Raw genomic sequence first — 14,106 nt, forward strand, 5'->3', positions numbered from 1 at the left:
TTATACCAACGCAGAATAACCGCCCGGAAAGTCAGCGCAATAGAATAGCTAATTATTGCGATTGGTATTACATCGGTCTTAGCTCATTGATCATAAAGGTGATGAGTGTTGTCTTGATGAGGTGGTGGTACAAACTTCCTGTCGTGGTGCTTTGCTCTTTCAGGTTTGTCCAGAGAGGTGTTTCCCGGGTGGTATTGAGTTGGGAGTGAGAGGCTGTTTCACAGGAAATCAGTGCTGGTACCAGTGTAGTCTGACGAAAGTATCTGTGTAGACATGGTGCTCCGGGGTCATCATCATCTTCCCTGTCCTTCTTGAAGTCATCTAAATTCAGATCGGACAGGTCAGACAGCAGGCTCTCGTAATCTGAATCTTCACTGGATTCTGATTTTACATCGGATTTTTCTGGTTTTGGATCAGGCAATGGGCTGTACACTTCAGGCACTTGAATCCGGGTCATTCGAAAGCTTGCTGACGATAACTGGATAAGGTCAAATCTATTGTTGATGAGCCATTCTGTATAGGCATCCATGGAGTTTGGGGCAGAATAATGGTAACCGCCGAAACTGTGTGAGCGAACGCTACGCCGGGGTTGGAGCTCAGCAGACTGTATACGAAAAACGGGAAGTTGCAGTGTGATGCCATCAAGACTAACTGCCGGACTCTCTTCCAGCCAGAAATAGAGGTCGTCTGGGTAGTCATCCCGATATAGACAGTAATTTACGGCAATCCCATTAACCAACACACTATTGTCATTGTTTGAAGGTGGCTCAGTAACGGTTAGAACATAGCCTGTTGGTGAATTGTTTTCTTGCACGTAAGAATAGGTCAGACTACCAACGCCTTCTATGTGTGTGCTTACCCTGCCAGAGTGATCGCTCAGGCTTGTCCTTGTATGAACCACTTCTGCCTGCCTGAGAGTTCCGTTGACTAAAACCACGTAATAGCGGGTTTCATCAGCATAAACCAGAGAGCTGTACAATACTCCCACAATGTAAGCGAAAACCAGCGAGTGTATGTGTTGTTTGAATACCATTTGAAAAGTTAGCACTCCAATGCCATGCATCTGTTTTTTGTCAGAGATAGTTATTGTCGTTAACAGGTGCTTAATATAGCTCAGCTATTCTTTTTAGCATTGGTTCAGCTTGCGCTGTGATGGTACGACTTAGACTGGCTTGAGTGGGCTTTTACAGCTCACGCATTGATAGACAGTTCCTCTCAATATTCGGTTATGACGAATCGCCGATAAGTGAATAGTCTTGTCCGGACACTGGCAGCGATAGGAAAACGGCCGTTTGGTCGACTGCCTGGTGTCGTAACTGTGTGTTCGCTTTGCAGGCAGCCTGAACACCTGCTCCATCACAAATTTCCATTCCCTGCCGTGAGGTCGAATTTTTCTGCCATACACATTTTCAGCAATCAGGTGCGCGACTTCATGCCCAAGCGTATGCTTTAGAAAATGCTGCTGGTTTTCTTCCAGTAATACTCGGTTCAGCCTTAACAGGTTGCGCTCGGGCCATGCCTGCCCGGCGGTTTCCCCCCTCAGGTTTAACAGTACGGCTGGTCGTTTAAAGCGTTTCAGGAAATGTCGTTCTGCCAGGCAGTACAGTTCTGCAATACGAAGTTGTATAGCCTGATCAAGCGAGTCCGATGTCGTGTGCATGAAAATCCGGAAGATGGGATAAAAGCTTCAAAAGATTAGATGAATCAGGCTGATAAAGTAAAGTCATCAGGTCTGCTTATGAAGGTTATGCACAGTACCTACTCAAATAAATTGACATTTATATGTTTTTCTACAAGCATATAAATATATTTTTATATGTTTATGGAGAGCCATCATGGATAAATGCTGCTCAACCAACTGCTCTTCCCAGGCAGGATCTCAATCCCTGTCTGGTGTAGCAGCTGATGCTCTCCGGTACAAGTGGTTTATCAGGGGTATGGATTGCGGGAGCTGTGCTGCCAAGGTCGAAAAGGCACTGGCAGGAATGCAGGGTGTCAGTCAGGTCAGAGTGGTCTACTCAACTGAACGCCTGCTGGTGGACACGGACAGCTCTGTTAAACCCCGGGCTATTGAGGCGAAGGTAGCTGAACTCGGTTTCAGTCTCGAAGGCAGCCAGGAAACGGCTGAAGAGTCGTCATTCTGGAAGTTACATCTGGATCTGCTGATTCTCGGTGCGTTGACGGTTCTGGCTGCACTGGTTTATCTGCTGGTACCCGGCTGGGGAGAGCTGGCTTTTTATGCACCGGCAATCGTCGGGATGGTTCCCTTTATACGCAAGTCGGTTGCCCAGGCAAGGAATGGCAGCTGGTTTGGGATTGAGACACTGATGTCGATTGCTGCAATTGGCGCATTGATCCTTGGGGAAACCTTCGAAGCGACACTGGTACTGCTGTTGTTTTCTATTGGTCAGATGCTGGAAAGTGTGGCAGCCCACAAAGCCCGCGCTGGTGTTAAGAGTCTGATGGAACTGGCCCCGGATACAGCTACCCGGATAGAAAACGGTCAGCGAATCAATGATGTTCCCGCAGAGTTCCTGCAACCGGGCGACCTGATAGAAGTCCGTCCCGGAGACCGCCTGCCCGTCGACTGCATACTGGATGACAATTCGTCGGCTATAGGCGTCTTTGATGAGAGTGCATTGACCGGCGAATCCATTCCTGTCAGCCGCTTACGGGGTGAAAAAGTGATGGCTGGCAGCCTGGTGGTTGACAAGGTCGTTCGTGTCACAGTGGTGTCTGAACCCGGTTCCAATGCGGTTGACCGTATTGTTCAGCTGATTGAAGAAGCGGAAGAACGCAGGGCGCCCATTGCCCGGATGGTTGACCGTTTCAGTGCCTGGTATACCCCGCTGGTGATTGGCATTTCTGCGCTGGTCATGTTTATTCCCCCGTTACTGTTTGGAGCAAGCTGGTACGCCTGGACGTATAAAGCACTGACACTGCTGTTGATCGCCTGCCCCTGTGCGCTGGTGGTATCCATTCCGGCGGCTGTGACCTCCGGGCTGGCAGCGGCTGCCCGCTTTGGTGCTTTGATCAAGGGCGGTGCGGCTCTGGAACAATTACGACAGGTGAAGCATCTGGCGTTTGATAAAACTGGAACGTTGACTGAAGGTAAGCCTGAGGTGACTGCTGTAGAGCCGCTTTTCGGCTCTGAAGCGGATGTGCTTTTTCTGGCAGCGGCCATTGAACAGGGTTCCAGCCATCCTCTGGCAACGGCAGTTATTAACAGGGCAAACACTCTGGGCATTACGGTTCACGAGGCTGAAGATGTGGTTGTCATGCCGGGAGCAGGTGTTAAGGGGGTGGTGAATGGACGTTCAGTACAGATCACTTCACCAAAAGCCATGCCTGAATCCCTGCAACAATTCCTACAACAATCCGATCTGGCTGAACGCATTAGTACCCTGGAGTCTCAGGGTAATACCGTGGTGGTTGTACTGGCAGATCAGCAGGTTCAGGGTCTGATTGCCCTGGCGGATACATTGCGCAGTGATGCCATCGAAGCGGTGCAGCGTTTAAAGGCCATGGGTATCAGCTGCACTATGCTAACGGGGGATAACCGCCGGGCGGCTGCCGCCATTGCCGGACAGCTGGGGATTAACTACCGTGCAGAACTGCTGCCGGAAGACAAAGTCAATGCGATTCGTGAACTGCAGGCCAATAGCAACGGTGCGGTTGCCATGGTGGGCGATGGTATTAATGATGCACCGGCACTGAAGTCTGCGGAGCTGGGCATTGCCATGGGGCGTGGCAGTGATGTTGCGCTGGAAACCGCCGATGCCGCACTGACCCATGAGCGTTTGCCAGAGCTGGCGGGTATGATCGGCCTGTCCAGGAGAACTGCCGGGATTGTACGACAGAACATAGTCCTTGCGATGGGCATCAATGTACTCTTTCTGCTGACAACGCTGTTTGGTATTACCGGCTTGCTGGGAGGCGTCCTGTCTGACGTAGGTGGCACGATTCTGGTCACACTGAATGCTATGCGTTTATTGAAACGGAAGTCATAAAACGAAGCTATTCTTCCGCAAGTATTCCTCAAGGCAAAGCGATATTGATTCTTTTGCCTTGTTTTGTTTCTTTTTACAATTTTCTGTCGTCTGAACTTGAGTTTCCTGCTGTTTTGTTTATATCTTGATCGAATAGAGTATTTCTGGTCATTGAAGCATCAGGCTTTGCCATGTACTCTGCGCCCCCTCAACGTTTTTACTGATAAAAAAGCAGGACGAAAATTTGATCACAACCGCCAACATCACCATGCAGTTCAGCGATAAGCCACTGTTTGAGGACATTTCCGTTAAATTCGGTGACGGTAACCGCTATGGACTGATTGGTGCCAACGGCTGCGGCAAGTCTACCTTTATGAAGATTCTCGGTGGGGAACTGGAAGCTACGTCCGGTACAGTAAACCTCGACCCGAACGAACGTATGGCGAAGCTGAACCAGGATCAGTTTGCCTATGAAGAGTACAGCGTTATTGACACCGTGATCATGGGTCATGCTGAACTCTGGAAAGTCAAAGAAGAGCGCGACCGCATTTATGCCAAAAGTGACATGACTGAAGAAGAAGGTATGCGGGTTGCAGACCTGGAAGTTATGTTTGGCGAAATGGACGGTTATTCCGCCGAAGCCCGTGCCGGAGAACTGCTGCTGGGGCTGGATATCCCACTGGAACAGCATTACGGCCCGATGAGTGCCGTGGCTCCCGGCTGGAAACTGCGGGTATTGCTGGCACAGGTGTTGTTTGCTGAACCGGATATCATGCTTCTGGACGAACCGACCAACAACTTGGACATTAATGCGATTCGCTGGCTGGAAGGTGTGCTGAAACAGCGCGACTGCACCATGATCATCATTTCCCACGACCGTCACTTCCTGAACAGTGTCTGCACCCACATGGCAGACCTGGATTACGGTGAGCTGCGCCTGTTCCCGGGCAATTATGATGAATACATGACCGCTGCGACCCAGGCTAAAGAGCGTATTCAGGCGGATAACGCGAAGAAGAAAGCGCAGATTGCCGAGCTGCAAAATTTTGTCAGCCGCTTCTCTGCGAACGCTTCCAAAGCCAAACAGGCGACATCCCGTGCCAAACTGATCGACAAGATCAAACTGGAAGAGATGAAACCGTCCAGCCGACAGAGCCCGTTTATTCGCTTCGATCAGGAAAAGAAACTGTTCCGTAACGCGCTGGTGGTTGAAAAGCTGTCTCAGGGTTATGACGACCTGCTGTTTAAAGACGTGAACCTGATGGTCGAAGTGGGTGAACGCATTGCCATCATCGGTCAGAACGGTATTGGTAAAACCACGCTGCTGCACACACTGGCGGGTGAAATGGCACCAAAATCCGGTACAGCTCAGTGGTCAGAAAATGCCAATATCGGTTATTACGCACAGAATCACAGTGCTGATTTTGAAGAAGATATGACCCTGTTTGACTGGATGAGCCAGTGGCAGAACGAAGGTGAAGACGAACAGACCATTCGCGGTACTCTGGGTCGGATGTTGTTCTCTCAGGCGGATATCAAGAAGTCTGTAAAAGTAATTTCCGGTGGCGAGCAGGGTCGTATGCTGTTTGGTAAGCTGATTCAGCAGCGTCCGAATATTCTGCTGATGGACGAACCGACCAACCATATGGATATGGAGTCCATTGAAGCCCTTAACCTGGCGCTGGAAAACTATCCGGGAACACTGATGTTTGTCAGTCACGACCGTCAGTTTGTTTCATCGCTGGCGACCCGTATCATCGAGATTACCGATAAAGGCGTGATCGATTTCCACGGTACTTACGACGACTACCTGCGTAGCCAGGGCGTTGTGGAAGAGTAAGTTTAAATTCAAAAGTTGGGGCTTTCTCTATAAGTCCCGACTTTCCCGTGCCAGCCAACCAGGGTGGTCTCTCTGAATTTGCCGAATAATGTCCAGAATCCCGGTTAAGCCACCGTGACTGGTTAACTGCCCGATCAAAAGGTTGAGATGTGCCGGGCTGTCAAAAAACTCCAGACGAAGCCAGCGTATTATCAATCCTCTTTGTTCCGGAAGTGGTACCCGATCAAGGATGGAAAGCAGTACTTGCATGGAGACAGGGGTAACCACTTGTAGTTCCCGGAATGACCGGTATTCATTATCAAACAGTCGGCAGGCATTGACAGCATGAAGGTGTTGTTGAGCTTGTAATCTCAGGTCGTCTGCCATTCTTCTACAGAACTGGTCAGGAAATAGAGTGTTCCGATCAAAGGAACCCGTACATTGTTCACATATCAAATTACCTGCTTCTGTTTGCCAGACTTTATCCATATACAATTTGCATCGGCTACAGGCCAGAGTTTTATTCTTCCGCTCCTTATCGCTTAACTCAGACAACAGGGGCTTAATGATTTCAGAGCGGCCAATAATGACCACAAGTGCCAATAATTGTTCGCTTGGTAGAGACCCGGCCATCCATCCGTAACATTCCCTTGACTCATCATTGAGTGCCAGAAGTTCTCTTGTTAGCCAGTTAATGATCACCTGGAAATTGTATATAACAGAACTTCCCGGAACAGCGTCACGGAGTAAAAGCGTTATCCGTTGCTGTAACGTTGTACGAAGAATCTCCAGATTGTTATGACGTAACCAGTACAGGGACGTTTCACCGGCCGGGTCCCGTCCGGAGAGTGAAGTAAGTTGTGTTGCATGATGGATTAAAAAATGAATGAATGAGTTTCTACCATGGTTGGTGAGTTGACGGACATAATGGTCAAAATCTGGCTCCTGTAAGCCGAAAATAAGGTGTTCGATAATGCCACTCCAGGCAGCAGCAAGCTCTGGCTGGCTTCTTTGAGGCGTTTTTCTATTGATGACATTTGCATTGAATTTTTGATACAAAGCCAGGCTCCAATAGTATTCCTGAGTGTCTGCTACATGCGGAATCTGAGAGCCGTTTCTGAATTGGTACAAAATAGTTCTCAACAGTCTTAACGGATTCTCACTGACGAACGCCTGACTGTAACCATTGATCAGGTACCTAAGGGCAGTATGGTCACCTCTTGCAGCGATCCAGAGTACATCTTCCAACAACTGAGGCAGGGGGATCCTGTTATCCAGACAATACTCAACAGTCTCCCTGATAATTGCCCAGAGAGAACTGCTTTGGAGGTTCAGTTCAAATAATAAAGTTGCAATCGCTTCCCAGCTGTCCAGTTCTAATGGATCTGGTATTTCCTGGCTTTCCGTTATTTGCTCCATGGTCTGCCCATCCGGGCGAGGCTGAACCGTTGAGCGCCCTGGCATTAAAGACGCTTGCCTGTCAGGCCTTATAATATCGGGTAGCTCACTGATAACGCTGGGTTCAATATCGGTCTGGCGACTCAGACTATCGCGAATATCGTTAATGGTGCTGGTGTACAGTTGAGCTTTTAACTGCTCTTTATTGTCGTTGAAAAATTTAATTAAACTGCTGTAATCACCTGAAGTTATAGCGTCTTTTAACAGTTTTATTATCTCAGGTCTAAGGTCTTTTGATGTATCACTGGTTTCTGAGTTGAGCTTCTTATTCTCATCAGGCGGCTTTTTTCCATCCCCCCCGGCATTACTGCGTCCCCGGGAGTCTGATGGTTTTTCGTCTGTCGGCTTTTCATTACCCTTAACACTTTCCTTATTTGACTGATTTTTTTCTCTGGCACCATTTTTCTGTTCAGAACTTCCCATCATATTGCCCATGAACCTGAATGATTTATCTCTGCTAAAGAGCCAGTCTGAAGTTAGCCGGAATGTATAAAGCCACGGCAGAAAATTTACAGAGAAAATAGAGAACGTACGGCTGGGTGAGGCTATCTTCTGAACATGAGTATCAGCTGTATTCGGAAACTTTACTCTTGAATTCTGTGAGGCGTTCTCAGTCAGTAATTCAAGTGTTCTGTGTGACTGAAGGTTTTCGGAATAACAGTAACCGGCTGTTGGAAGAATCATGGTAATGGATAAAGCAGCAATACATAGGGTAGCCAGATATCTCATCAATCCTCCCGAAGGGTGTTTTTATTAACAATGAGAAAGTGTTGTGTGATGTCTGATTATTCATCACGGACAAGCCAGGTCGGTTGCTCTTGCTGGATTTGATCAAGAATGTCGATTATCCACCTCAGCCTGATATGGCTAATTAACATCCTCTTAAAAATGTTCAGAAGCGTCAGGCTGTCAAAAAACTCAAGACGTAGCCAGCGAACAACGGTGATTCTGCGTTCAGCAAGCGGCAATTGCTCAAAATCTTCAAGGAGTATTTGTAATGAGTCCGGGTGAAAGAAGGCAAATTCAGAAAGCCGGTGGTAATGGATAGATGGTCGTAAAGAGTTCAAACATTCTAGTGCTAATTTCCTTGATTTTTTCGCGTCATTTGTTCTGAAATTGTCTGCCATGTTGTTTTGCTGATCATGATTGATTCTGCATTTATCACACAGCAGAATGCCTTCTTCTATATTCTGCCAAACTTCCAACATATAACGATTGCATTGGTGACAAAGGATATTTTCATCACAATCTATCACGTTGGTCAGCTTAAATACGATAGCCTGTTCACTTTCAGCCTCGCCAATCAGGTGTACCAGCGCTAAAATGTACTCTCTTGACAACGACCGGGCTATAAAGCGGTAACACGCATCAGGTTCTAAGCTATCTAACCCTAGCGTCTGGATTAACCAATGGGTCAGCGTTTGAAAGCGTTCAATCACTTTGCCCGGACAACCTTTATGGTCAGGCAAACAGATTAAACCCTGCTGCAAAATTGCCCGGATATACTCTTCCCGGTTGTTTTCAATCCAGTGTCGGCAGGTCGTAAAAGCTGAGTCTGCTTGAGGAAGCGAAGCAAGGTAAGAGTAGTGTTGAATCAGGTACTGAAGTAAATAACTTCTGCTGTTAGCAGGAAGCTGGCTTGTATTCACTTCAAACTCTGATTCAGGTTGGCCTGACATAATATGATCAACAGCACTATTCCACAGGTTACTTAACTCTTGCTGGCCTTTAGAAGGGTAGCCAGAGCCATCTACTCTGAATTGTTCAAGAAAATATTGACTCCAGACCGATTCAAGCTGAGAGGTTTCGTGCCGACTTTGCGGGTTGGCCCTGAGCTGGTACAGAATGGTTCTGACCAATCTTACCGGACGATGATCTATTAGCTCCAGACTGTAAACAGTGGTCAGAGTTGTCAGGGCTTCACGGTTTCTTCTTGCTGCAATCCAGAGCAAATCTTCCAGTGGCTGGGGGAGGTCAATAGTGTTGTCTATGCAATACCTGATAACACTTCTAATGATCAGCCAGAGGGAAGATCCCTGAAGATTCTGTTCCATTAAAAAGTTTGCCGCTTCCTGCCAGCTGCCAAATCCGGAGGGTGCTGAAAAACCCTGACTCACGGCTAACTGATCGATGGTCTGTTCACTCAGGTCAGCAGGCAGCCCTTCCGAGTCCCGCTGGTCTGAAAATAGCGGTCTTTCCGGTCTTATGATATCTGGCAGACGGCTGATAATTTCGTCAGGTCGATTGTTGAAATCAGAACGGATGAAGCCAATGATGTCGGTGTATTTGTCCGTTTTTAACTGTTCGCCATGATCATTTAGAAACTTAAACAGATTATCGTATTCGCCTTCATTGATAGCGGCTTCATAAAGTCTTCTCAACTCAGCGGTCAGGTCTTCTGTCGTGTCAACCTCTCCCGGGTTAGTTTGCTTTTTGTCGCCCGGAGGTTTTTTGCCCCCTCCATCCCCCCCGGAGCCTGAAGGGGAAGATCTTCCCTGAGAGGCAACATTGGTTTTGCCCGGAGCTTTTGTACCTCTGTTGATCGGTGTCTTTTGCCCTTTATCTCCTTTTTGATCTTTGGCGTTTGTTTTGGATTTACCCGCTGTCCTGACCTTTTCATTTTCTCCAGAAAGCCAGCTAACCACGGTTCGAAATGCGTAAAACCACGGAAAACTATAGACAGGAAAAATATAAGCCTCATTCCATGAGGATGTCTTTCCAGAAAGTCCACCTTCCAATACTTTCAAGGCAACCGCAGGTAATAACTCTATACTCTTAGCCCCCTGAGAGGTCGTCTGAAAACTTATGGAATGGCTGCCGCCGTTTACAGGAGACGTCATGCTAATGGATAAAACAAAAGTACAAATGACAGCCAGGTGCCTCATCACCCCTCCCGGAGAGTATTTTTATCTTGTCTTTCACAGAAAAGTAGACAGATGCGCAGGCTTTCTAAATGTAGACGCATTCAGGTGATTGGCAATTCCCGCCTGACTGTCCGAAAGGCGCTCAACGAAGATTGGAGTTTTTTACCATGAAAATCTTTTCATCACCGAGGGTGACGAAAAAAATATTTCTTGCGCTCATGGCTGTTTATGGGCTTTGTACTCTGTGGTCATATCAGTTTCCTGAAGTTTCTGGTTGATCCGTTCGATCAGTAAACTGACTTTTGTGGACAGGTGTCGGTTATGGGGGTACAGAGCCCAGATGCCTTCCGCAGGAGGCTGGTAGTCAGCCAGTAACTCCACTAACTCTCCACTTTTAATGGCCGGGGCGACATAATGGTTGGGCAGCTGCACCAGCCCTAATGCCTTCAGGGCTGCCAGACCGTTTCAGATACGCCGGAGAGGCGCACAGGTGCTGGCTTCTTACGCCCTGCCATGCAGGCACCTTGGGATCGACATTATCGCATGTACGATTATGTGACTTCTGAACTGCCTGCCCTGATTGAAACCTATTTCCCGGTCAACTCCAGACGCTCTGTTTCAGGGCATTCCATGGGGGGGCATGGTGCGCTGGTGTGTGCGTTGAAAAATCCCGAAAAATACCTGAGTGCTTCGGCTTTTTCTCCGATAAGCCATCCTTCGAAGGCTCCCTGGGGGCAAAAAGCCTTTATGGCTTACCTTGGAGAGAATCAGGAAGACTGGGCCGATTACGACGCTTCACTGTTGCTTCGTAGGGTAAAAGACACGGATACAAAGGTGCCGGTTCTGGTCAGTCAGGGGCTGGCAGACGAGTTTCTGCAGGAACAGCTTCAGCCTGAATCTTTACGGGACGCAGCGAAGATGGTGGATTACCCGCTGACGCTGGAATTGCATGAACACTACGACCACAGCTATTACTTTATTGCCAGCTTTATTGAGCAGCATCTCAGGTTTCATGGCCGTGTGTTGTACCAGTCGCTGTAGGCAGTGGTTGTAATCAAGCGACCCTGCAGGCTTATGCAGGGTCGAATAGTCTCAACTATTACAGACTTCTCAGGCAAACAGAAAAGCCCTTAAATACTGTTGCCAGATCAAAGCACCTGCACGTACTCCGGTCCAGCGCCCATACTCCATAGAATCACCGTTGTGATCATCAGGGACACCAGTACGACCAGTCCAATACACAGTACTGAGCTGGCGTACACAAACCCCTGCTCTTTTGGAATTCTCATAAATACCGGCAGCCCGGTATACAGAAGCCAGGCAGACCAGGAGGCACCAATGGTTCCGGCAACGATCGCCAGCCAGATAGAAGGAACCAGTCCGCACAATCCTGCCAGAAACAGGGGAAAAGCTGTATAACAACTAAAGGCAATGCTCTGTGCCATGGTCGGTTTACTGCCGAAGGTTTCACTCATCCACTGCACAAAGGCGCCCATCACGCCCACACCTGCCAGAATGGCTAACCAGGCCAGCACTGACATCACCATAGCGCTACCTTCGGTCAGGCGAACAACATGTTCGCTACCGGGTAGTGACCAGCCGGTCCGGGTGGTTCCGTAAAAGGTACAGACCGCAGGCAGGGCCGCCAGCCAGATAACCTGGGTAAGATAAAGCCGTAATATACCGGGAGGGTGTTTGCGAATAGAGTCCCACTCTTCATCAGGGTGAGTCATAAGACCCCAGAAGTGGCTCAAAATCATGGTGTTCATCTCCATGTGGGCGAGCTGTACCTCAAACGGTCTGGTTAAGTACTGTTTAACAGAATCTCTACAAGACCGAGCTACGAATCAGCGGTTGATTTTTGTTATTATTATCAGCTCCTTTCCTGGTCACCACCTCAATAAAAAACATCAAGGTGATGAAAGACCGCCGCTGCCATGAAAGTGCCGTTCCATTTAGTGTTGGCATGTTTCATTGCGAATGTAAAGAGTTACTGTAAAGCCTTACTATAGAATAAAGTGTGATCAAGCATGATAAGTCGAGTGGATAGAGTGTTTCTGGGGTTGCTGATTATTGTTGTACTGTCGTCTAGCTTGTGGCATCTGTCTCAGCAGCCTTCAGTGGTTCAGGATGTTATAAAAGAGGCTGAGGAAATGGTGAAAGAGGTGGTTGAAGACACAGACCTTAAAGCAGCCATTGATAAACAGTTATCAGACATTCCTGACTTTGCCAGCATGCTGGATGTTCAGGAGAAAAAAGCCTCTTTCTTTGCCTTTATGAAACACATGATTGATGAAGAGAATCAGCAGCTGAATGAGCTTCGTCAACAACTATTGTCGTATAAAGACAAAGGCACTCTTGATGAAAGCCAGCAAGAGTGGGTGAACAGTCTGGCACAACGTTTTAAAGTGGATGAGAAAAAAACAGAGCTGGATGATATTTTCGACGAATTGCTGATAAAGGTTGATGAAATTCCTGTTTCTCTGGCGCTGGTTCAGGCTGCGAATGAGTCGGCGTGGGGAACGTCCCGTTTTGCCCTGGACGCCAATAATTTTTTTGGGCAGTGGTGTTTTTCTCAGGGTTGTGGCCTGGTTCCGGAAAGACGCCCGGAAGGCGCGAGCTATGAAGTCAGAAAATTTGACTCTCCTGCTCACTCAGTACGCTCCTATATGCATAACCTGAACTCCAGCCATCACTATGAAGGCATGCGGGAGATGCGCATGAAGCGTAGGGAAGCGGGCGAACCAGTTACTGGCCCGGTTCTGGCGCATGGGTTATACGCCTATTCCATTCGGGGTGTTGAATATGTGGATGAGTTGGTACAGATGATCAGGGGCAATGATTTGTTGCGTTATGATCTGGAAGACGAGAGCATAACAGAAGAACGCTAAAAGCATTCTGAAGGAATTCGCAGTCAGGAAGACGAATGAAAATAATAACCAGTCTGTTGATCTACCTGGGACTCATGTTGTCCCAGCCCGTTTTTGCAGCCCCCGAGAGCAAGTACTGGGGGATCTGGGACAAGAGTGATAAGGCATCCACCAAAACGATTGACCACTCGGCCTGGTCAGACCTTCTTTCACAGTACCTGAAAACCTACCCCGACGGTGCGCTGTTTGCCTACAGTAAGGTGTCGAAAAAAGACCGCGAAAAACTGCAGAGTTATCTTGCCAGTCTGACCGGGCTGGACCCTCGGCGCTTTAATCGTAAAGTGCAGCTGGCTTACTGGATTAATCTCTACAATGCCCTGACCATTGAGCTGATACTAAAGCACTATCCGGTTAAATCCATCACCAAAATTGGTCCCTGGTATAAGTTTGGCCCCTGGGATGAAAAGGTGGCTGAAGTGGCGGGCGAGTCACTGACACTCAACGATATAGAGCACCGAATTCTGCGCCCCATCTGGCAGGATAAGCGTATTCATTATGTTGTTAACTGCGCCAGCAAGGGCTGTCCGGATCTTGCTGATAAGGCTTATACGGGTGCCACGGTTGAAGCCATGATGTCAGAGGCAGAGAAACGGTTTATTCAGCAGGATAAAGGGGTGGACTTTATTGATGGCAAGCTGGCGCTGTCACGAATCTATGAGTGGTATGCTGCGGATTTTGGTTCCAGAGAGTCTCTGTTGAGGCACATTAAGGAAAACAGCCAGCTTGCTATGGCTACAAAAATAGACAAGTACAAAGGCGAATTGATCTATCAGTACAGCTGGAGCCTGAATGACAGCCGGTAGGCAGTTTGGGTATTGGCTTTGCTGGTTGCTTTATCACTGAAGATTTCAGCCGATTGATCTAGGAGTCTGTCGGACTTAAGCGTCCGTAGCGAGGATTGCAAGAAATTGAGGATAAAAATTTCTGATTTTGAGGCGAATAGCGAGCTATTCAACGAGAAAGCAGGAATTTTTAGACCAATTTATTGCAACCGCAGTAGGACAGTCTTAAGTTCGACAGGCTCCTAGGTACTTAAAAAGCTCAGG

10 protein-coding genes and 1 pseudogene are annotated in these 14,106 nt (G+C 48.1%); 5 read left to right on the forward strand and 6 right to left on the reverse strand.

The annotated features are described in order from the left end of the window. Positions 1–67: 67 nt before the first annotated feature. Positions 68–1,048 carry a hypothetical protein gene (locus tag V5J35_RS18065; protein ID WP_354008483.1) on the reverse strand — a complete coding sequence of 327 codons (981 nt, stop codon included), beginning with the start codon at positions 1,046–1,048 and terminating at the stop codon, positions 68–70. A 114-nt stretch (positions 1,049–1,162) separates the two neighbouring features. Then, complete coding sequence (locus tag V5J35_RS18070; protein ID WP_354008484.1) at positions 1,163–1,660, reverse strand: SprT family zinc-dependent metalloprotease; 498 nt, start codon at positions 1,658–1,660, stop codon at positions 1,163–1,165. 175 nt (positions 1,661–1,835) lie between these two features. On the opposite strand from V5J35_RS18070, the gene V5J35_RS18075 reads away from it, so the two are divergent. Beyond that, complete coding sequence (locus V5J35_RS18075; protein WP_354008485.1) at positions 1,836–4,010, forward strand: heavy metal translocating P-type ATPase; 2,175 nt, start codon at positions 1,836–1,838, stop codon at positions 4,008–4,010. Positions 4,011–4,233: 223 nt separating this feature from the next. Next, positions 4,234–5,829, forward strand: a complete 1,596-nt coding sequence (locus V5J35_RS18080) for an ABC-F family ATPase (RefSeq protein ID WP_354008486.1) — start codon at positions 4,234–4,236, stop codon at positions 5,827–5,829. A gap of 27 nt (positions 5,830–5,856) precedes the next feature. On the opposite strand, the gene V5J35_RS18085 is transcribed toward V5J35_RS18080, so the two are convergent. The 3 genes from V5J35_RS18085 to V5J35_RS18095 all read right to left on the reverse strand — a co-directional run bounded on the left by V5J35_RS18085 (position 5,857) and on the right by V5J35_RS18095 (position 10,589). Continuing rightward, complete coding sequence (locus V5J35_RS18085; protein ID WP_354008487.1) at positions 5,857–7,692, reverse strand: hypothetical protein; 1,836 nt, start codon at positions 7,690–7,692, stop codon at positions 5,857–5,859. 359 nt (positions 7,693–8,051) lie between these two features. After that, positions 8,052–9,911, reverse strand: a complete 1,860-nt coding sequence (locus tag V5J35_RS18090; RefSeq protein WP_354016462.1) for a hypothetical protein — start codon at positions 9,909–9,911, stop codon at positions 8,052–8,054. A gap of 435 nt (positions 9,912–10,346) precedes the next feature. Then, positions 10,347–10,589, reverse strand: coding sequence for a LysR substrate-binding domain-containing protein (locus tag V5J35_RS18095; RefSeq protein ID WP_354011320.1), 243 nt, complete (start codon positions 10,587–10,589; stop codon positions 10,347–10,349). Between the two features lie 30 nt (positions 10,590–10,619). Between V5J35_RS18095 and V5J35_RS18100 the strand changes: the two are divergent. Beyond that, positions 10,620–11,171: pseudogene (locus V5J35_RS18100) on the forward strand (alpha/beta hydrolase-fold protein); the annotation flags it as partial. A gap of 107 nt (positions 11,172–11,278) precedes the next feature. Here the strand turns inward: V5J35_RS18100 and V5J35_RS18105 are convergent. Next, positions 11,279–11,863: a Yip1 family protein gene (locus tag V5J35_RS18105; RefSeq protein ID WP_354008489.1), complete on the reverse strand. Its 585-nt coding sequence runs from the start codon at positions 11,861–11,863 to the stop codon at positions 11,279–11,281. Between the two features lie 309 nt (positions 11,864–12,172). Here V5J35_RS18105 and V5J35_RS18110 point away from each other — a divergent pair, with 309 nt between their 5' ends. Then, the gene (locus V5J35_RS18110) at positions 12,173–13,021 is read left to right on the forward strand and encodes a glucosaminidase domain-containing protein (RefSeq protein ID WP_354008490.1); all 849 of its coding nucleotides are present in this window, start codon (positions 12,173–12,175) and stop codon (positions 13,019–13,021) included. Between the two features lie 35 nt (positions 13,022–13,056). Next, on the forward strand, positions 13,057–13,863 hold the full coding sequence (locus tag V5J35_RS18115) for a DUF547 domain-containing protein (RefSeq protein WP_354008491.1): 807 nt from the start codon (positions 13,057–13,059) through the stop codon (positions 13,861–13,863). The last annotated feature ends 243 nt before the right edge of the window (positions 13,864–14,106 follow it).

This window comes from Endozoicomonas sp. NE40 (assembly GCF_040549045.1).
In the GTDB taxonomy this organism is placed as follows: Bacteria; Pseudomonadota; Gammaproteobacteria; order Pseudomonadales; family Endozoicomonadaceae; genus Endozoicomonas_A; species Endozoicomonas_A lisbonensis.

Bases quoted from the DNA above. Each gene is read 5' to 3' on its own strand.
- V5J35_RS18070 (WP_354008484.1), bottom strand. From the start codon at position 1,660: ATGCACACGACATCGGACTCGCTTGATCAGGCTATACAACTTCGTATT.
- V5J35_RS18075 (WP_354008485.1), top strand. From the start codon at position 1,836: ATGGATAAATGCTGCTCAACCAACTGCTCTTCCCAGGCAGGATCTCAA.
- V5J35_RS18085 (WP_354008487.1), bottom strand. From the start codon at position 7,692: ATGATGGGAAGTTCTGAACAGAAAAATGGTGCCAGAGAAAAAAATCAG.
- V5J35_RS18105 (WP_354008489.1), bottom strand. From the start codon at position 11,863: ATGACTCACCCTGATGAAGAGTGGGACTCTATTCGCAAACACCCTCCC.
- V5J35_RS18115 (WP_354008491.1), top strand. From the start codon at position 13,057: ATGAAAATAATAACCAGTCTGTTGATCTACCTGGGACTCATGTTGTCC.